Raw genomic sequence first — 19,469 nt, 5'->3', positions numbered from 1 at the left:
CATTTTCTGGTTGTGTAGATATTAATTGTTGCCTGAGCGGTTACCCATATCAATCGACATGGCAATATCATCGAGAATGTCGTTTAGCCCCGTGATCTTCTCGTTAGCAATAAATACGCTCATCTGAGACTCAACCACAATATGGTCGGGAGTGGCATCGTTTTCAAAGGTATTGTCTAACGCGTTCTGTACGCGGTCGAAAAACTGTCGCGCACTTCGTTCTTCAATATTGTGCAGACATAAAATAAATTGCTCGGTACCAAATCGCCCTAAAATATCGTTACCGCGGGTAACATTTTGAAGAGTTTGTGCAATTTGTCGTAATACTAAATCACCTTTTGTTGACCCCATTTTCCGCGTTATTTCACGCAGGTTGCTAATGTCGAATATAGCAATGGCAATGGCCCGGCCTTTTTTCGGCGTATCAAGTTTGTTAATGCGGGCTATCGCCGAATTAGCGTTAAGCAGCAGGGTAACTGGATCGATGGCTTTGCGCGCAAGGTGCTTTTTATGCAGAACATAACCGGTAATCGTAACCAGTAATAAAAACACAGCGATAGCCGTATATAGAGTACTTTTCCTTTGTTCTTCGGCCTGTTCAATGGCTGATTCAAGATCATAAATGCGTGTATACAAATTTGCTGCGCCAACAATTAAAGCAGTGTCTTGTGTAACTTCTCGTCGCTTAGTGACCGCCTTTGAGTAGGCACTGTGTGCTTCTTTGGCTCGGGCAATATCTGCTAAAGCTAAGTACATGGAAACATTAAAGCTTAAGTAATCGAGGTTAGATTTGAAAACTCTTGGAATAGCGTTTTTATCTAACGCATCTATGCCAGTTAAATATTGCTCAATACAATTAAGATCATTGTTGTGGAGGCATATTTCGGCTCTGTGCCAATCAACCAGCATTTTTCCTAGCGAACTAGAGATATTTGCTGTTGCCTTTTCCAGATCAGGAAGTGAATAGGCTAAGCTATTGTAGTCTCGCGTTTTTCTGTAGTAGATCGACAGCGCATATTGATACAAAAATTCGCTTAACGGGGTTTTTATCTCGTTGTTAAGTACGCCTAGCTCCAAGATACTCTCATAAGCTCGGTCAATTTGACCACTACTTAGCAGCGACACAATGGCGCTAATAATAATACTTACTTTATTACTGCCTTTGTAAACGAGTAGGCCCATTTCATGCGCTTTTAGATATTGTTCTGCGGCTAGGGCATGCTGTTCTAACTCACCATAAAGCAAACCAATTGAATTATGAATGTGAGCTAACTCTCCCGGACTGCCATTATCTGAATAGCGCTTAAGCACACCAAACATTTTTCCAAGCCTAACCTCGGGCGACGTAGACTCTGAACAATAGTTAATCAGCCCTAGCGAAGAGCTGGTAAAAATATCGCTGTGACGTTCTGGTGAAGATAAATCTTGAGCTTGTTGATAGTACTCACAGCGCGCCGGGTTCTCTCTAGCGTCATAAGTGAAGCCAATTTGATAAATAGCCGATGCAAACGCATACGAGCCCTCATCAATATTGTTTTGCATTATGGCTTTAAGCAGCATGTTCTCTGCTTCTTCATACTTGCCGCGACAAATTAAAAACTGCCCTTTGGCTACGGTCAAAGCAAAACGTTGTTGGGATGTGAGGCTTTCTAAAGTGAGTGCTTGCTCTAGTTCTGGCAACAAGGATTGACTTGGGCAATCGTATGAGGGCGAGCGAACTTTTTCGATAACAGAATCGACATCAGTATTCGCCGAAGTCGCAAAAGAAGCGAGCAACACGCTGCAAAAAGATAAGACTGTTAGATATAACCTTCGAACCATAAGGGAGAACGTTTACGTTTTTTCTTTATAATATCCATTTGAGTTACGAACTACTACACGAAGCCCTTAAATCTTACCGCTTTTTTGTATTTTATGTGTGAACGTAACAATTCTTCAAAAGTAATATGAAAACATTACTTTAATGCACAGGCGACCCAAAACTAACCAAAATAGCCACGCCAACTAAGGCGACGGCAGACCATGCAATGGTGGCTTTCGTTGCTTTTTCACCAAGTACCCATGCAACCCCTAGCGACATTAATGCGCTTGTAGCAATAAGGGTTTGGACCACGGCCGCTTTCGCATAGGCAAACGCAAACATTTGTAAGTAAATAGCAGCAGTAGTGCCTAGCAGCGTAGCTAACACAAAAGCAGGCCATACACGTTTTCCGCTGTCGCATTCATAGTTAATAACGGGCATATAGCGTGTTTTGGTTATGGCTATAAATGGCACCACAAATACCATACCGCCAACTAAGCGCAAGAACGCAGCGCTGGCCGCGTCAATTTCACCGGCACTTAAAATGTCGCGGCTAACTACGGCACCAACCGCCTGACATAACGCCGCGCCCACACCATACAAATAGCCACTGGTTGCAAACACGTGTGTAGTGCTGCGTTTGCGTACCTTTATAACCATATCTACCGAAAACAGTACTACTGCAACGCCAACCCACTGCTGCCAGGTAATCCATTCGCCAATAAACGCCATAGCAAAAAGGGCAGTGAATAAAGGCGCAAGGGTTTCGGCAACCAGCACCGCTTGGCTATCGCCAATGCTTTGTAAGGCTTTAAAAAAGCAGGTGTCGCCAATGCCTATGCCAATTAAGCCGCTAAGCAATAGCCACAAAACAGCATGAGTACTAAGCCCCGTTGGCTGAACGAAAAGTAGCACTACGGCCAAAATGACAATTGAAATTAAGCCTTTCCAAAAGTTCATGGTAAGCGGCGAAAATGCGCTACCCGTTCCACGGAATAAACGGGCAGCAATTGCCCAACAAAGCGCTGTACCTAGCGCAGCAAAAACACCCATAAATAACCTGTTAAAACTTTGCCCAAAAATGCTGGGCAAATAAGTAGCTTGCCAAAAAGAGCGGCTATGCTAATGCAAGGTGTGGGCGGGGTAAACTTAAATCACATCAGTAGTTTTTAACTAAATATATTCAAGCCTTAAGCAAACGTAACTGAAGGCTAAAGGCTTTCGTGGCATTATGTTAGCGGTAAGATTCGTGAGTAAGTTAAGCGCTGTACTCAGTTAAGTGGGCGTTAACCGAACTTTAAGAATAACAGTGAAGTGAAAGGACGAGAAAAGCGTGAGCGTAGAGCAGATGAATTTAACCGGCATTAAAGGTGTAATATTCGATTTAGACGGCACCTTGGTAGAGTCTGGCCTTAACTTCACGCAAATGCGCGCCGACGTAGGCTGCCCACAAAACGAAGATATTCTTACCTTTGTTGATGCCCTTGGCTGCACCGAAACCAAAGCGAATGCCCACCGCGCTATATTGCAGCACGAGTTAGATGATGCGCAAAATGCTAAGTGGTTGCCCATTGGCAAAGCCATGGTAAAGAAAGTGCAGGCACACAACTTACCCATGGCAATTGTTACCCGCAACTGCCGCCAAGCCACCGCAATTAAGATAGCCAATAACGGCATACCTATCGACTACGTGCTTACCCGCGAAGATGCCCCAGCCAAGCCCGACCCAACCGCATTATTGATGGTGGCGAACACATGGCAGCTTCAACCTGAAGACTGCCTGTATGTAGGCGACTTTATTTATGACCAGCAAGCCGCCGAGAATGCTGGGATGAAGTGGTTGTTGATTTAGGTCTTAACTATTTACATCAGGTCTTTTGGGTTTTATCGGACCGATTGGCAAGATGAGATAATGATCTTCGTCCAACAATGGCGTGGTAATCCCTGCATATACTTTAGTATAGTCATCCTCTGTAAGTTCTTGCATGTTTGTTTTTTGTTCGATATTCATATCTATTCCTCTTTATTTTCTAATTTTCCTGCTCATGTGAGCAACTAAAAGGTAATGGTTTTACAGGGATGTAAGATATGACTAGCGAGACAGTTCATCGATATAAGCTGAAAACTAATTCTTATGTCCTAATTTTCTTTATTTTTCTAATTTTTATTCCAAAAACGGGCCAAGCCATTGGCGTAAATTTAGAGGGGAGAACCACCTTCGACGGAATTCCCTCAGGTGTTATTCGCGATGTAGAGGTTTCAGGCAAAGTTGTCTATGTGGCCGCTGAAAACGGAGTGTTCGAAGTAATAGGGAAGGAGTCTAAGCGTTTAAATTTCAATATATCTAACCATGCTACGGGAATCATTTCTGATATTCACCTGAGCGATTCTAGCCTAAGGGTTGTCGAATATGGTGTGGGCGTTTTCTAAATAAGCTTGAGGACCAAAGAAGCTAAGCAACTATTTACTGATAAAGAGTGGTCAAGGTCTGTTTGGGCGATGGCAATGACCCCTAAAAACTTTTATTTCTCAGTCATCGATGATGTTTTACAGGTAGATAGAGAGTCCGGTCATCTAACCAAGTTAAGCTCCCAACTCTCAACTTTGAAGTTAAATGGTGTTTACTCACTTTTCGCTGAAGAAGAGAAGGTGTTTATAGCATCTGATAAAGGTTACTTCTCAATATTAGAAACGTCGGGTGTTGTAAAGGAAAGCTTGCTAGGTGACAAACTTCCACTTTTATCGAGTGTGACTTTCATTAAGGTTATTGATAAAGAGTTATACGTTGGAGGACCTGAAGGCCTGTACATATTAGGCAGTGAAAAGCGTTATGTTTCTACTGAAGGGATTAGCGGAACTTATATAAACGATGTAATTAAAACTTCGGATAATAAAATTTGGGTTACTGACGGCAGGTTATTGATGCTGGAGGACAAGAAACTAATAGCGCCTCCCTTTATGAATCCAGTCTTGACATCCGAAGCGATTCGCTCGATTACAAAAATAGCAGTAGGCCCTTATGATTCACTGCTTATTGCCTCCTCACAATTAGGTCTAATTTCTTTACCCAAAACGATGTTGTCGACAAACCTTGTATCGCTTAACGGGAACGCATTAAGAGAAAATATTCATAAATCTGCTATCGACAAAACCGAAACTTTAGTTCGAACTGAAAATAGTCTATTTAATCTAAACGAAAACAATGGCGAACTAATCAGTAAAGCTTTAGGAAAGGGTAATGTCTCACATTGTGTGTCACGGCAAGAAGTTGTCTTTGCTTCATTAATAGAATTAAGCCCATCAGAACTATGTAGCAGAAAATTTATTCATTCTGTTGAGATCGATAATAACGCATTCTATTTCTACTTCGATAACGGGAGTAGTGCTAACTATTACTATATTGTGAATGGCACAATAAAAGACACCATCAACGCTCCTAGAAAAATCGTTTATAGCACTTTATTGAGCGGGGGGGAGCTCGCTGCATTCGATGTATTTGATAACCTACATTTTCAGTTGTCAAAGTTTAGTTGGCGAACTATCAACTATCAGGAGGGCAGTTGGTTCGGGCTTCAGTGTTTAGTCGAGTATGAAGACGTTTATTTGCTATGTACATCCGGGGCAGGCCTAAAAGAAATTGATAAGAAGAGTGGTTCGGTCAACGCTTCAACTATGCAATCTCTAAATGACCTGAGGTTTATACGAGGGGCTATGGTTTCTGAGAGTGGTAACCTCTGGGTGGCCTCAAATATGGGGCTCTTCATAAAACCTCGGTCAAGCGAATCTGCTTTTAAAGTAGGCATGCAGTTTGGTCTTTTTGACACAGACTTCGAGTACAGAAGTTTTGAGGAACTACGCACAAAAGTGCTAGTTAAGGGTGATAAATACAGTTACTTACTAGATGAAGTGGGATTAATCCAAAGCCTTAAAAATCAAATCCCGGACTTGGAAACTACTGTTCTAACTTACGTTAAATGGAATGATGGAAGCGGACTGAATGAGCTTCACTTTCCTGAAAACCTTGAGTTTAACTTTGACAGTGGGTTTAAAGAAGTAACGTTCAACTTTGTCGAAAGTAATCTGTACAGCGAGAGCAAGGGAATTGAGTTCAAATTAGACGATAATGCTTGGTTCTCACACAATAAAACATCAATGAGACTAACTTTAGGTGACTTGGACTTTGGTGCTCATACACTTAATGTAGTTAGCAATGACAATATAGACACTTCGAATGGGCTGACTATACGGTTTGACATAGCCCCGCCTTTCTGGGCTTCCTACTTGGCTATGATTTTATATTTGGCAATTTTACTTTTGGCCTTTTACTTCTGGAAAATGGGCATCGCTAGTAAGGTTTATGAGAAATTCAAAACCACCTCGCTATACACTCATCTCACGCGGTATGAAATAACAGATGGGCACTCAAAGTTCGAAAAAATGCTGCGTAGTAAAGAGCGGTTCATTAACGAAATAACTTCGGAACTTCGAACACCTATTCAAGTGATTAACGGTTCCCTAGCGAAAATTTCTGATGCAGATAAGGGCACGCGCAAAGAGTTAGTTAGTATCCAAGACAATGTAAAAAGGGTCGAGCAATTAATTAACCAGATGAGCCATGATGTCCCTACAGCCTTCAACCTTGAGGATTATTACAAGCCCTATTCACCTGAAAATATTCGTTTTATTTTGCTATCTCTAGAGCCTCTAGCGAAACAAAAGAGACAGAATCTAGAAGTGCGAATAAAGGTCAAAAAAGAAGTGTCTCTGATCAGTGAAAGCCTTGAAAAAATCTTAGCTAACCTAGTCCAAAACGCTATCAAGTTTACACCTGAACGTGGCACGATAAAGGTGAGTGCTATACAGGATAGCAAGGCACTGAAGATTACTGTAACAGATGACGGTGAGGGAATTGACGAAAACTTACAGAACAAAGTATTTGAAAGATTTGCTAGAGGTAACACTAAACTAGATGGAAATGGGGTAGGGCTGGCTACGGTTAAAACTCTAGTAGAGTTAAATCAAGGAGAGGTTACGCTTCAGAGTCAAAAAGGTGTGGGAACGAAAGTGACGGTAACGCTGCCAGTTGATGATGTTGCTTTTGTTAATTCGCAAGCTGTAAACCTCTCGCCAGCAAATGCCAAAACAAATAAGAAATCGCTATTAATTGTTGATGACAGCAGAGAATTCCGTTCCTATCTCTTCGATCTGTTCTCTGATAAATATCGCTGTCTTGTTGCGCGAAATGGTGTTCAAGCTTTAGATGTCATGCAGCATTATTTGGTGGACTTGGTAATAACAGATCAAATCATGCACGAAATGGACGGGCTTAGTTTAACTAAGGCTATTCGCCAGAATCCTAGCTATGCAAACATTCCTATACTAATGCTTACTGCTGAAACAGGGGCTGAACTGGAAAAAGCAGCACTAGAGGAAAAAGTTGATTACTTCTTAGCGAAGCCAGCCTCAAATGAAGAGATAAAACTGCGTGTTGAACATTTATTGTCGGTAAGAGAGGCAAAAGAAAAAGAACACGATGAAAGTGCCCTCCCTGTTTTTAAGTTCGGATGTTTAACAATTCCTGAGTTTGATAACGAGAAGGATATGGCGTTTTATCTGAATTTTATCGCTGTACTTGAGAAGAACTATCAAGACGAAGCGTTCAATAGAGACCAAGCTGCTTCCCAGTTATTAATAAGTCCAAGAAGTTTAAATCGAAGAATGTCTGAATTATTCGAGTACAACTTCAGCGAGTTTCTTTCACGCTTCAGGATCGAAAAGTCTATCCCACTGCTGCTGGAAGGAAATAGCATTTTAGATACATGTCTCGATGTAGGTTTTGGCACAGCCGCTTACTTTTCTACCTCTTTCAAAAAAGTCATGCATCTGCCACCTAAAAAGTACATAGAGCAACATAGCAAAACTGTTGCTTAGTCTTTTAAGGCGCGGTGATAAGGCTTATCAAATATACCTACGCCTCTCCGCCAAAAAGCCAATCAACAGAAATGATGCCACATAGCCTGTACCTTGGTACTGCCAGGGCAAGTAGGCTAGGGTGTGTTTTAAAAAAGGTGCGCCGTACAAGGTTAGTGCGCCATAGCCAAAGGCACACAGCACTACAAACAAACTAACGCGAATGGTGAAATGGTAAGGTGCCAGTATGCGTTTTACATGGCCGTTAATCAGGTCGCCGTACACCACTAAAATAGTGGCCATAAGCATAATGCTCATTTCGGTGTAATAGGGGCTTAGGGCGCGAGAAAGGGCACTGAAAAGTTCACTCATAAAATTACTACTATTATGACGTTTTTACTGTGTGCCCATTATAGCCACGCCAAGGTCAAAAGCGTTAGCTAACGCCTTTATTTAGTGCGCTTACTGCTTTAAAACCTTGCTCAATGGTGGCAATGCGGTCGGTGGTTTGATCACGCTCTACAAACTTATGTTCAATACCGGCTAACTCGCCGTGCGCGAATATCTCTTTAAAGTTAATGGTGCCTGTGCCTACATCAGCAAAACTGCCGTCTTCAGCCAAATCTTTTACATGCCAAAGTTTAAAGCGGCCTGGGTACTGCTTAAAGTAATCAACGGGGTTTTTACCTGCTTTTACCGTCCAGTATAAATCCAGTTCCATGGCAACAAGGTTTGGGTCGGTCTGAGTTATAAGCACGTCTAATGGTGTCTTACCGTCGCGTACTTCAAATTCAAAATCGTGGTTGTGGTAGGCAAGAGTGATACCATCCTTCTTACAGGCTTCACCAATGGTATTTAGCTTATCGGCAAGGGCTTGGTATGGCGCAATTCCCGTACCACGCTGGACTTCGCTTAGCCATGGAACTACCAAGTACTTGTGACCTACGGTTTGTGCGTCATCTAAAATTTGTGACAGGTTGGTATCGAACGCGTCTAACTGAATATGAGCCGAAGGCGCAGTAAGGCCATTGTCATCAAGCAGTTGCTTAATTTCTTTTGCGCTATGGTCAAAGTAGCCTGCAAATTCCATTTCCGAATAACCAACATCAGCGACCAGTTTAAGCGTAGCCGGCACACTTACTTTCATAATATCTCTAAGCGTATAAAGCTGCAGACCAACTGCACTTTTATGCATGCCCTTCATCATAGCTCCTTTATCACTACCATGCCCCTGAACCGAACTAGTATGTGCCAAAACAGCAGGAGCGCTCATAGCCGCCAGTAAACCAGACGAATATTTAATAAACTGTCGTCTTGAAACGACAGAGCTAATATTACTGGCCGCGTCTAAAGTTGCTGTCTTACTTAAGTTTGTTTTACTTAAATTCACTGCTTGCTCCTTTTCTGTAGTGGTACATAGGTGATGACGCATCGCTATCATCTATTAACCCAAAGCTTTGCCCGTGCTCTCACGCACAATAAGTTCAAATGGCATAATAACTTTGGGGGCCTTGCGAATTTTTCCGTTGAGAAGGTCCACCAGTAGCGTAACCGCCGTTCTACCAAATTCTTCTGCGGGTTGGGCAATAGTGGTTAAGGGTGGGTCGACAAATGCCGAAAACGCAATGTCATCGAAACCTGCCACCGATATGTCGTTAGGAACATGTAGATTGGCTTGCTTAAAGGCTTGCATGGCGCCAATAGCCGTTTCGTCGTTCTCACAAAATACGGCGGTGGGTCTATTTTCAAGGTGGCTAATGGTTTCCCCGGCGTTGTATCCGGCCTGTAATGTAAAATCGCCTGGGAACAACAAGTTTTCATCAAAGGCAATATTGGCTTGCGCTAATGCGTCTTTATATCCAACCAATCGCTCTTGGGTAAGCGGGCTTGAATTAGGTCCTTTGATCATGGCTATACGGGTATGGCCTAACGAAATTAAGTGCTCGGTCATTGCTTTGGCTGCAGCACGGTTGTCTAACGACACAACAGGGTACTGGCCATCGTCAATCACCTCACAGGCATTCACCATAGGAAGTAGGCCGTTGTCGTTAATCATCGTGGCATCAAATGGGTTGTGCGCACGTAACTGTATAAGCCCATCAGCCTGAGAAGTGCTTACCATCTTGGCGTAATGGCTTTCTATTTCACTATTACCAAGTGTATTGGCAAGTAAAATGGAATAACCCAGTTCTGCTGCCGCTTCCTGCATACCGCTAATAACACGGGCAAAAAATACGTTCGCTACTGTGGGCACCAATACTACTAAATTGTGCGTTTTTCCCGAACGAAACTTAACTGCCATTAAGTTAGGTTTATATCCAACTGCCTGAACAGCGGCCATCACCTTATTGCGCGTTTTAGGAGAAACACGCTCAGGTTGTTGCAATGTTCTTGATACGGTAGCGACCGACACGCCGGCACTATCTGCTACATCTCTAATATTTGCCATTTACGTTATTGTTGTTTGTTAATTCACTTGTGCATTGTAAACCTAACCCAGTAGAGGTGTGGTCTATACGATGGTAGCGGATTCAAAATTTACGTGAAATTAATATGTAACCGTTTTCATTTCAAGCAAAAGGATACGGACTTTCATTAAAACGTCAAAGGTTATTTGTAGTATTTATGTAAATTTGAGCTAGTGTTATGTTCAAGTTTGGTGCAGAAAGAGTCTGTTAGAGGTACAAAACTCGGGTGTTATCGCTCCATTTGTAAACTTTAGATTAATAAAATGCTTCTTTTTGTATTGACCATTAAAATGTAACGGGTTACATTTTGTGGCATTAGTAACACCAATAGTGCGTTTGCACACAGAGGAATTTCAATGCAACCAATTCGAATGGGAATGATCGGAGGCGGGGAAGGCGCGTTTATCGGAGCCGTACATCGTCATGCCGCGGGGTTAGATGGGAACTACCAGTTGGTGTGTGGCGCATTTAGCCGCAACGAAGAAAATAACACGCGTACTGCTTCTGCATTGAACGTATCAACATCGCGTACATACGGTAGCTGGCAGTCAATGTTAGAAGAAGAAGCCAAATTACCTGAGCAGCAGCGCATGCAGGTTGTGGTTATCGTAACGCCTAATCATCTTCACGTACCTATTTCACTTGTCGCAATTAAGGCGGGTTTTCATGTCTTCTGTGAAAAACCAGCAGGCGTTAGCTTTGCAGAAGTAAAAGAGCTTCAAGATGTTATTCGCGCCAGTGAATCGCTATACGGCTTGGCTCATACCTACCTTGGTTATCCTATGGTTTGGCAAGCACGTCATCTCGTTGAAAGCGGTAAGCTGGGCAAAATTCGAAAAGTGTATGTTGAGTATCCGCAAGGCTGGTTGTCTGGCGAAGAAGAAACGCACAATAAGCAAGCGCAGTGGCGTACCGACCCAGCAATTTCTGGCGCAACGGGCGCAATGGGCGACATCGGCACTCATGCCTTTGGACTTGTTGAGTTTGTATTAAACGACAGTGTTACCTCGCTATGTGGCGAGTTAAACACCCATGTTGAAGGACGCCGATTAGATGACGACGGCGCCGCGCTTATTAAAACTAAGAAGGGTGCGTCGGGCGTGCTGATTGCTTCGCAGGTATGTGCTGGTGAAGAAAACGCGTTGAAGATCCGTGTCTACGGTGACAAAGGTGGCTTGGAGTGGCGTCAAATGGAGCCGAACTCTGTTATCTATCGCCCTGTTGATGCCCCTTATCAAGTGTTTAGAGCCGGCCAGGGGCAAGTGGGGTTATGCGACGAGGCATCTGCACGTTGTCGTGTTCCAGCTGGTCACCCTGAAGGCTACTTAGAAGCAATGGCAAACTTGTATACCGATTTTGCTAAGGCGGTACGGGCGAATCAAAAAGGCAAAGCTGACGGTGTTCCGGGAATAAATTCAGGCATACGCGGAATGGTATTTATAGATGCCATGCTTGCCAGTACTGACAGCGACACCAAATGGGAGTCGGTTAGTCAAGAAGGAACGCGGTAATGCAATTACAACATACAATGAAAAAGGTGAGCGCTTATGGCTACTAACCAACAACCAATAAAAGGGCCTGCTATCTTCCTTGCCCAGTTTATGGGACAAGAAGCGCCGTTCGATACGCTCGAAAATATGGCGAAGTGGGCAGCGTCGCTTGGTTACAAGGGAATACAGGTACCTACTGATCCTAGTCTATTAGATTTAGAAAAAGCAGCCGAGAGCCAAGAGTACTGCGACAACATCGCTAAAATTTGTAAAGACGCAGGCGTAGAAATCACTGAGCTTTCTACGCACTTACAAGGTCAGCTAGTGGCGGTTCACCCCGCTTATGACGAGTTATTCGATAACTTTGCGCCGGCGCACTTACACGGCAAGCCACAAGAGCGAACCGAATGGGCAATTAATCAGCTCAAATGTGCGGCTATTGCCAGTAAGCGTTTGGGATTGAAAGCTCACGCTACCTTTTCTGGTGCATTAATGTGGCACTTGGTTTACCCATGGCCTCAGCGTCCTGCTGGCTTGGTTGAGCAAGGCTTTACTGAATTAGCTAAGCGTTGGAAACCCATTCTAGATGCATTCGACGAAGCGGGTGTTGACGTATGCTACGAAATTCACCCTGGAGAAGACTTGCACGATGGGGCTTCGTTTGAGCAGTTTCTAAAAGCAGTAGATAACCACCCACGGGCCAATATTCTTTTCGATCCAAGTCACTTTGTTTTACAGCAGCTTGACTATCTTGACTTCATTGACCGCTACCACAGCCGGATCAAAATGTTTCACGTCAAAGACGCCGAATTTAACCCGAACGGAAGAAACGGTGTGTACGGCGGCTATCAAGACTGGCAAGACCGCGCGGGACGTTTTCGTTCGCTTGGTGACGGCCAAGTCGACTTCAAAGGTATTTTCAGCAAGCTTACCCAGTATGGCTTCACTGGTTGGGCAGTACTAGAGTGGGAATGCTGCTTAAAAGACAGTGCGCAAGGCGCAGCAGAAGGCGCACCGTTTATCGCTTCACACATTATCGAGCCAAGCAAATATGCGTTTGACGACTTTGCTGGTGGAGACGTAAGCGAAGCGAAGAATAATCGTATTTTAGGCCTTGAGCGCTAAGCGCCATCAATAGGATAACAATAACTATGATAACCCTACGCCTTAGTTTGATGATGTTCCTTCAGTTCTTCATTTGGGGAGGCTGGTTTGTAACATTAGGCACGTATCTATCGAATACTCTGTCTGCCAATGGTGGGCAAATCGGTATGGCTTTCTCAACCCAGAGTTGGGGCGCCATCATTGCCCCCTTTATTGTGGGCCTTATTGCTGACCGATTCTTTAATGCAGAAAAGATCCTCGGCTTACTACACATTGTTGGCGCCGTGCTTATGTACTGTATGTACCAAGCGAATGATTTTGCCAGCTTTTACCCCTATGTGTTGGCATACATGATTGCATACATGCCTACGCTTGCTTTGGTTAACTCAGTGTCATTCGGACAAATGGTCGACCCGTCAAAAGAGTTCGGAAAAGTTCGTGTGTGGGGCACTATCGGCTGGATTGTGGCAGGCCTTATGATTAGCTATGTCTTCTCATGGGATTCTGCACAGTCTATTGCCGATGGTATGCTCAAAAACACGTTCTTATTGTGCAGTATTGCCTCGCTAATGTTGGGCGTATTCAGTTTTACATTGCCAAACACGCCACCTCAATCTAGCGGTAAAGCGGTAACTATTCGCGACATTCTTGGCTTGGACGCGTTGGCACTATTAAAAGACAAAAACTTCTTTGTATTCTTTCTTTCATCTGTACTTATTTGTATTCCACTGGCGTTTTACTACCAGAATGCGAATCCATTCCTTACTGAAATAGGTGTTGAGAATGCAACGGGCAAAATGACGCTAGGTCAAGTTTCCGAAGTATTATTCATGTTGGCCCTGCCGGTATTTTTGAACCGTTTCGGCATTAAAGCCACGTTAGTGATAGGCATGGCAGCGTGGGTTGTACGTTATGCACTGTTCGCATTCGGAAACGCTGACGAAGGCTTGTTCATGCTTATTGTTGGTATTGCACTGCACGGTATTTGTTACGACTTCTTCTTTGTATCAGGGCAAATCTATACCAATGCAAAGGCGGGAGAAAACGTAAAAAGTGCAGCGCAAGGGTTAATTACCTTAGCGACATATGGCGTAGGTATGCTGGTGGGCTTTGCAGTGGCAGGCGCAATTACCGACACCTACACGATGGAAACCGGTGCGCACAGTTGGCAGCAGGTCTGGTTATTCCCAGCAGGGTTTGCCGCGGTTGTGTTAGTGCTATTCGCCATTCTGTTCAAAAAGGAAAAGGTGAACGCAGATGCATAACATTACCCGCAGAAAATTACTTCAAAGTATGGCTTTGACAGGGGCAGGCATTGCCGGAACAGGGTTAGCAGCAGCTGGTTTAGCCACTGCGATGCCTGCTGTAGCGAGTACAAACGGTACGAAAGGTAGCAATACCATGAATACGCCGCTTAAAGGAAATGTAAACCATTCGGTAAGCCGATGGACCTACGGCGATTTAAGCATTGAAGAGTTGTGCCAAACCGTTAAGCAATTAGGATTTGGAGCCATTGACTTGGTAGGCCCTGAAGATTGGCCTGTGCTAAAGCAGTATGGCATCGACTCTTCTATGTGTAACGGCGCCGAGATAAGTCTTGAAGACGGCTTCATTCACAGTGAGCTCCACGACGAACTAGAAGCGCGTTATATAAAGCACATCGATTTGGTCGCTGATGCAGGCTATACAAACCTTATCTGTTTTAGCGGCAATGCCCGAGGCATGTCACGAGAAGACGGACTGGAAAATGCGGTTAAAGGGTTAAAACGCATTTTACCTCATGCTGAAAAACGCAATGTGGTGATTTTCATGGAGCTGTTTAACAGCAAAGTCGACCACCCTGATTACATGGCTGACAATTCTGCATGGGGCATAGAGCTGTGCAGACGCCTTGGCTCTAAGCACTTCTCACTGCTTTACGATATCTACCACATGCAAATTAATGAGGGAGATATCATCCGAACTATTCGAGATAACTATCAGTACTTTGGCCATTACCATACGGCCGGCGTACCTGGGCGTCACGAAATAGATGCTTCACAAGAACTCAATTACGAAGCAATTGCTAAAGCCATTGTCGAGACCGGATTTAAAGGCTACTTAGCACAAGAGTTTATACCCACACCGAAAACCAAAGCCAACAGAATAGCGTCGCTGCAACAAGCGATCCATATCTGTGATGTGTAACGTGCGAACAGGCACAGCGACGAATTAAGTTTTAAGGACGTGTTATGGCGAGTAATGAATACGATGCAATAGTTATTGGATCTGGTATCAGTGGCGGTTGGGCTGCTAAGGAGCTTACAGAGAAAGGCCTAAAAGTGCTCATGCTCGAGCGTGGTCAAAATATTGAGCACATTAAAGATTATAAAAATGCGCACAAAGAAGATTGGGACTACCCTCACCGAGACTTGCCTACTCAGGCTATGAAAGTTGACTACCCTGTGCTTAAGCGCGACTACCCGCTAAATGAAAAAACTTATGGTATGTGGGCAAATGAAAAAGAAAACCCTTATACCGAAGACAAGCGCTTTGACTGGTACAGAGGCTATCATGTAGGTGGGCGTTCACTGTTGTGGGGACGTCAAAGCTACCGTTTGAACAAAGAAGATTTCGAAGCCAATGCTAGAGAGGGCATTGCGGTCGACTGGCCTATTCGCTACGACGATTTGGCGCCCTGGTATGACTACGTAGAAAAATTCGCGGGTATCAGTGGTAATCGCGATGGCTTAGATGTGCTGCCGGATGGTGTATACCAGCCACCAATGCCAATGAACATTGTAGAGGAAAGTGTCGCTGCGCGGGTGAAAAAGGCCTATGAAGGCGCGCGTCACATGGTGCATGGCCGCACTTCAAATATGACACAAAGCAAGCCCGAAGAAGGGCGTGTTCATTGCCAATACCGCAATAAGTGCTGGTTGGGTTGTCCTTTCGGTGGCTACTTCAGTACACAAGCGTCTACGCTTCCGGCTGCTGTTAAAACAGGTAACTTAACCCTTCGACCTTTCTCGATAGTAAAAGAGATCTTATTCGACAAAGACAAGAAGCGCGCGACTGGCGTTGAAATTATCGATGCAGAAACCAACGAGACCTATGTATTTAAAAGCAAGATCATCTTTGTAAATGCGTCAGCACTTAACTCGGCGTGGGTACTGATGAACTCTGCCACAGACGTATGGGACGGTGGCTTAGGAAGCAGCAGCGGCGAGTTGGGTCACAACGTTATGGATCACCACTTTAGAGTAGGTGCTTCGGCTGAAGTTGAAGGTTTTGACGACAAATATACCTACGGTCGCAGACCGAGTGGCTTCTATGTGCCAAGGTTTAGAAACTGGGGAAGTGATAAACGAGACTACCTGCGTGGATTTGGTTATCAAGGCGGCGCAAGCCGTTCAGGTTGGCGCAAAGACATAGCTGAACTTGGTATAGGTGCTGGACTTAAAGATGCGATAACCGAGCCTGGTCCATGGACAATAGGCATGACAGCGTTCGGTGAAATTCTTCCGTATCACGAGAACAAAGTGTACTTGAACAAAAAAGTCACCGACAAATGGGGCTTACCAGTACTCGCAATGGATGTCGAGATTAAAGAAAACGAGCTCAAGATGCGTAAGGACATGCAGCAAGACGCTATTGAGATGTTTGAAGCGGCTGGCCTTAAAAATGTTCAGGGCTGGGATGCAGACTACGCACCTGGTATGGGCATTCATGAAATGGGTACGGCGCGTATGGGGAGAGATCCTAAAAGCTCTGTGCTCAATGCGCATAACCAAGTATGGGATGCACCGAACGTATTCGTGACCGATGGTGCGGCAATGACATCGGCAAGCTGTGTTAACCCTTCACTGACCTATATGGCATTAACGGCAAGAGCCGCAGACTTTGCCGTAGAAGAGTTAAAGCGAGGAAATCTATAATGGAACGCCGAGAACTACTTAAACTCATCGCTACTGCTACAGGCACTGCATTGTTTGCTGGAAATGTGTTTGCCTATAACGACATTCCTGCGGTGCCACTCAGCAATACCTTGTTCAATGAAAAAGATGTGGCATTACTTAACGAAATGGGTGAGGTGATCATTCCTCAAACTGACACGCCTGGAGCAAAAGCAGCCAACGTTGGCGCGACAATGGCTGTGTTGGTAACCGATTGCTACACACCTTTACTTCAAAAGACCTTTCTCGATGGCATTAAGAAAATATCTTCGTTAAGTCAAAGTCGTTTCCACAAGCAATTTGTTCAGCTTACCAAGCAAGAACGAGAGGCTCTATTTAACGACTTGGATGTAGAAGCGAAAGCGGCGAACCTTGCTAACGGTGTTTATCAAGGTGTTGAAACAGGAAAGCCAAGTCAGTGGGAGCCAGGCACCGATGAGCCAACCCCTCACTACTTTACGTTATTAAAACAGCTAACACTTTATTGCTTTTTCACGTCTCAAGTTGGCGCGACTAAAGTACTTCGATATGTGGCTATTCCTGGACGTTACGACGGTGCATTCCCTTATAAGAAGGGCGACAAAGCGTGGGCAACCTAAGTCTGCGCTATCGAGCTGCCAAACACAACACAGTTATATAACGGATTAAACAAGGTACTTACACTATGAATAAAACACTCGTCGCTTCAACAGTGGCTTTGCTTATGCCACTTTCTGTATGTGCTACAGCAGATGCACAAACTGAAAAAAGCGAATCGCGTTTAACCCGCGAACAGCAGGCTGCTAAAACGGAAGTATGGGAGCCTGTTCCTGAAGTGGTTTCTTTTGATAAGGCAGGGGTGCCCTCTGATGCCATTTCTTTAATTGGTGATGACCTGTCTAACTGGACTTCAGTAAAGGAAGGTGAGGCTAAGTGGACGCTGGAAAACGGTGTACTAACTGTGAAGCCGGGAACAGGCGATATCAAAACGAAAGCAGAGTTTTGTGATGTTCAGTTGCACGTAGAGTGGAAAGCGCCGCAGCCAGAAGCAGGTATGGAAGGACAACAGCGCAATAACAGTGGTATCTTCCTGCAGCAGCGATATGAGATTCAGGTCTTGGACTCATATCAGAATAAGACCTATCCCAATGGTCAAGCGGCAAGCGTATATAAGCAAACTATCCCTTTAGTTAACGCCATGAAGGCGCCTGGCGAATGGCAAACTTACGACATCATATATAAAGCCCCTACCTTTGACGGTGAAGCGCTAGCAACGAAAGGTTATGTTACGGTAATACATAACGGCGTAGTGGTTCAGAACCATACTGAAATTCAAGGGACAACAGAATGGATCGGTGCGCCTAAGTACAAAGCTCACGGATGCGCACCGCTTCAATTACAAGATCACGGCAACTTAGTAAGCTTTAAAAATATGTGGGTAAGACCACTTTAAAAAGCTAGCCGATAGATATCTTCAATCTCTTCAATACTCAATTGCTTGGGATTATTGCGAAGAAGGCGAGTTACTTTACTCGCCTCTTCTGCTAATTCACCTACACAAGAAGGCGGAATATTGAAGTGGGTGAGTGAAGCTGGAATACCTACATCGCGACACAGTTTTTCTATAGCAACTAATAATAGTTTAATTGCTTCCTCTTTTGAGTGGTGACGCTCACATACCTTTAAAAGTTTAGCCACACAATAAAGTTTGTCTTGGCAGAAAGGCGCATTTATTTTCAATACATGAGGTAGCATTACCGCGTTACTCATGCCATGTGACAGATGAAACCGTCCACCTAGTGGATAAGCTAAGGCATGTACTGCCCCCACGCCCGCGTTTCCAAACGCAAGACCGGCCATTAAACTGCCGGTGGCCATATCTTCACGTGCTGATAAGTTCTCACCATTATTATAAGCGTGAAGTAATGAATTGAAGATAAGCTTCAGTGCTTTCTCTGCTAATGCATCGGTAATTGGGCTGGCATTTACACTTATATAGGCTTCAAGCGCGTGAACGAATGCGTCTATACCGCTTGCTGCTGTAATGGACTGTGGGCATGTTTTTGTCATCTCAGGTGCAACAATCGCAACATCGGGTAACAGGCAGGGACTAACAATCCCTTTTTTCATCTGTGCTATCGGATCTGACAAAATAGCAATGTTGGTAACTTCTGAACCTGTACCGGCGGTAGTGGGGATAACAATAAGAGGCAAACGACGTATCGAAAGCGTATTTTCACCGAAGAGTTCACTGAGGGGGCCAGTATGATCGTATGTAGCTGCAAGTACTTTTGCACTATCAATAGCGCTACCTCCACCAAGAGCAATAATTCCGTCTACTTGCTTCTCACGAAGTATCGCTAACTTATCTTCTATGATATTCACTTCAGGCTCTGGTGGAATGTCATCAATAATAAGTAAGGGTGAAGATAGTAATAGTGTGAGTAGTTGATCAAGAAGACCAGATGAAGAGACGCCTTTGTCAGTAACGATGGCACAGTCCTTTATGGATAATCTCGCCATTTCATCAGTGAGAGCTTTGATAGCGCCAAGACCCGTTATGAGTTTTCCAGCGGTTTTAAATTCAGAAACCTTCATGCAAACCCCTCAATAATCCACGTACACGTTCAAATATCGTCTTACTAATTTATAGTACACAGCGTGACTTACCAATTAACTAACCTTATAGATCGTGAAAAGCGCGGTGAATTAGTGGTTTTTATGAACGTATTGCACATTGTTTATGCAAACGATCGAAAAATAAGGATTTTTTTAAAATACT

At 44.2% G+C, this 19,469-nt stretch carries 17 protein-coding genes; 10 read left to right on the top strand and 7 right to left on the bottom strand.

Annotated features, from left to right (window positions below; translation table 11 throughout):
* Nucleotides 1-21 precede the first annotated feature (21 nt).
* Both AC27KT_RS08665 and AC27KT_RS08660 read right to left on the bottom strand, forming a co-directional pair.
* The gene (locus AC27KT_RS08665) at nucleotides 22-1,821 is read right to left on the bottom strand and encodes a GGDEF domain-containing protein (protein WP_487129107.1); all 1,800 of its coding nucleotides are present in this window, start codon (nucleotides 1,819-1,821) and stop codon (nucleotides 22-24) included.
* A 139-nt stretch (nucleotides 1,822-1,960) separates the two neighbouring features.
* Entirely contained in the window at nucleotides 1,961-2,854 is an 894-nt protein-coding gene (locus tag AC27KT_RS08660) for a DMT family transporter (protein WP_487129105.1), read from the bottom strand.
* A 280-nt stretch (nucleotides 2,855-3,134) separates the two neighbouring features.
* Here AC27KT_RS08660 and AC27KT_RS08655 point away from each other — a divergent pair, with 280 nt between their 5' ends.
* The gene (locus tag AC27KT_RS08655) at nucleotides 3,135-3,653 is read left to right on the top strand and encodes an HAD family hydrolase (protein ID WP_487129103.1); all 519 of its coding nucleotides are present in this window, start codon (nucleotides 3,135-3,137) and stop codon (nucleotides 3,651-3,653) included.
* 3 nt (nucleotides 3,654-3,656) lie between these two features.
* Here AC27KT_RS08655 and AC27KT_RS08650 read toward each other — a convergent pair whose 3' ends face one another.
* On the bottom strand, nucleotides 3,657-3,812 hold the full coding sequence (locus AC27KT_RS08650) for a hypothetical protein (protein WP_487129101.1): 156 nt from the start codon (nucleotides 3,810-3,812) through the stop codon (nucleotides 3,657-3,659).
* A gap of 77 nt (nucleotides 3,813-3,889) precedes the next feature.
* Here AC27KT_RS08650 and AC27KT_RS08645 point away from each other — a divergent pair, with 77 nt between their 5' ends.
* A complete protein-coding gene (locus AC27KT_RS08645) occupies nucleotides 3,890-4,231 on the top strand; it encodes a hypothetical protein (protein WP_487129099.1) in 342 nt (113 codons plus the stop codon).
* Nucleotides 4,232-4,300: 69 nt separating this feature from the next.
* Nucleotides 4,301-7,732 (top strand): hybrid sensor histidine kinase/response regulator transcription factor, encoded by a 3,432-nt coding sequence (locus tag AC27KT_RS08640; protein WP_487129097.1) that lies wholly within the window; start codon nucleotides 4,301-4,303, stop codon nucleotides 7,730-7,732.
* A 27-nt stretch (nucleotides 7,733-7,759) separates the two neighbouring features.
* Here AC27KT_RS08640 and AC27KT_RS08635 read toward each other — a convergent pair whose 3' ends face one another.
* The 3 genes from AC27KT_RS08635 to AC27KT_RS08625 all read right to left on the bottom strand — a co-directional run bounded on the left by AC27KT_RS08635 (nucleotide 7,760) and on the right by AC27KT_RS08625 (nucleotide 10,160).
* Nucleotides 7,760-8,083 carry a DUF3392 family protein gene (locus AC27KT_RS08635; protein WP_487129095.1) on the bottom strand — a complete coding sequence of 108 codons (324 nt, stop codon included), beginning with the start codon at nucleotides 8,081-8,083 and terminating at the stop codon, nucleotides 7,760-7,762.
* A 64-nt stretch (nucleotides 8,084-8,147) separates the two neighbouring features.
* Nucleotides 8,148-9,101, bottom strand: a complete 954-nt coding sequence (locus AC27KT_RS08630; RefSeq protein ID WP_487129093.1) for a sugar phosphate isomerase/epimerase family protein — start codon at nucleotides 9,099-9,101, stop codon at nucleotides 8,148-8,150.
* Nucleotides 9,102-9,155: 54 nt separating this feature from the next.
* A complete protein-coding gene (locus AC27KT_RS08625; protein WP_168479831.1) occupies nucleotides 9,156-10,160 on the bottom strand; it encodes a LacI family DNA-binding transcriptional regulator in 1,005 nt (334 codons plus the stop codon).
* A 375-nt stretch (nucleotides 10,161-10,535) separates the two neighbouring features.
* On the opposite strand from AC27KT_RS08625, the gene AC27KT_RS08620 reads away from it, so the two are divergent.
* The 7 genes from AC27KT_RS08620 (at nucleotide 10,536) to AC27KT_RS08590 (ending at nucleotide 18,140) form a co-directional block, all read left to right on the top strand.
* Complete coding sequence (locus tag AC27KT_RS08620; protein ID WP_487129091.1) at nucleotides 10,536-11,690, top strand: Gfo/Idh/MocA family protein; 1,155 nt, start codon at nucleotides 10,536-10,538, stop codon at nucleotides 11,688-11,690.
* Between the two features lie 36 nt (nucleotides 11,691-11,726).
* A complete protein-coding gene (locus AC27KT_RS08615; RefSeq protein WP_487129089.1) occupies nucleotides 11,727-12,794 on the top strand; it encodes a sugar phosphate isomerase/epimerase family protein in 1,068 nt (355 codons plus the stop codon).
* 26 nt (nucleotides 12,795-12,820) lie between these two features.
* A complete protein-coding gene (locus AC27KT_RS08610) occupies nucleotides 12,821-14,038 on the top strand; it encodes a nucleoside permease (protein ID WP_487129087.1) in 1,218 nt (405 codons plus the stop codon).
* Nucleotides 14,031-14,960, top strand: coding sequence for a hydroxypyruvate isomerase family protein (locus tag AC27KT_RS08605; protein ID WP_487129085.1), 930 nt, complete (start codon nucleotides 14,031-14,033; stop codon nucleotides 14,958-14,960). The genes AC27KT_RS08610 and AC27KT_RS08605 overlap by 8 nt, the downstream gene beginning before the upstream one ends.
* Nucleotides 14,961-15,004: 44 nt before the next feature.
* Nucleotides 15,005-16,690 (top strand): GMC oxidoreductase, encoded by a 1,686-nt coding sequence (locus AC27KT_RS08600; RefSeq protein WP_487129083.1) that lies wholly within the window; start codon nucleotides 15,005-15,007, stop codon nucleotides 16,688-16,690.
* A complete protein-coding gene (locus tag AC27KT_RS08595; protein ID WP_487129081.1) occupies nucleotides 16,690-17,307 on the top strand; it encodes a gluconate 2-dehydrogenase subunit 3 family protein in 618 nt (205 codons plus the stop codon). Before AC27KT_RS08600 ends, AC27KT_RS08595 begins: the two co-directional genes overlap by 1 nt.
* A 65-nt stretch (nucleotides 17,308-17,372) precedes the next feature.
* Nucleotides 17,373-18,140: a 3-keto-disaccharide hydrolase gene (locus AC27KT_RS08590; RefSeq protein ID WP_487129079.1), complete on the top strand. Its 768-nt coding sequence runs from the start codon at nucleotides 17,373-17,375 to the stop codon at nucleotides 18,138-18,140.
* On the opposite strand, the gene AC27KT_RS08585 is transcribed toward AC27KT_RS08590, so the two are convergent.
* Nucleotides 18,137-19,285, bottom strand: coding sequence for an iron-containing alcohol dehydrogenase (locus AC27KT_RS08585; RefSeq protein WP_487129077.1), 1,149 nt, complete (start codon nucleotides 19,283-19,285; stop codon nucleotides 18,137-18,139). The two genes, AC27KT_RS08590 and AC27KT_RS08585, sit on opposite strands and share 4 nt — an antisense overlap.
* Nucleotides 19,286-19,469 lie beyond the last annotated feature (184 nt).

It is taken from the genome of Alteromonas sp. 5NW40-0090, assembly GCF_057552975.1.
This window is presented reverse-complemented; position numbering and strand designations above follow the sequence as displayed.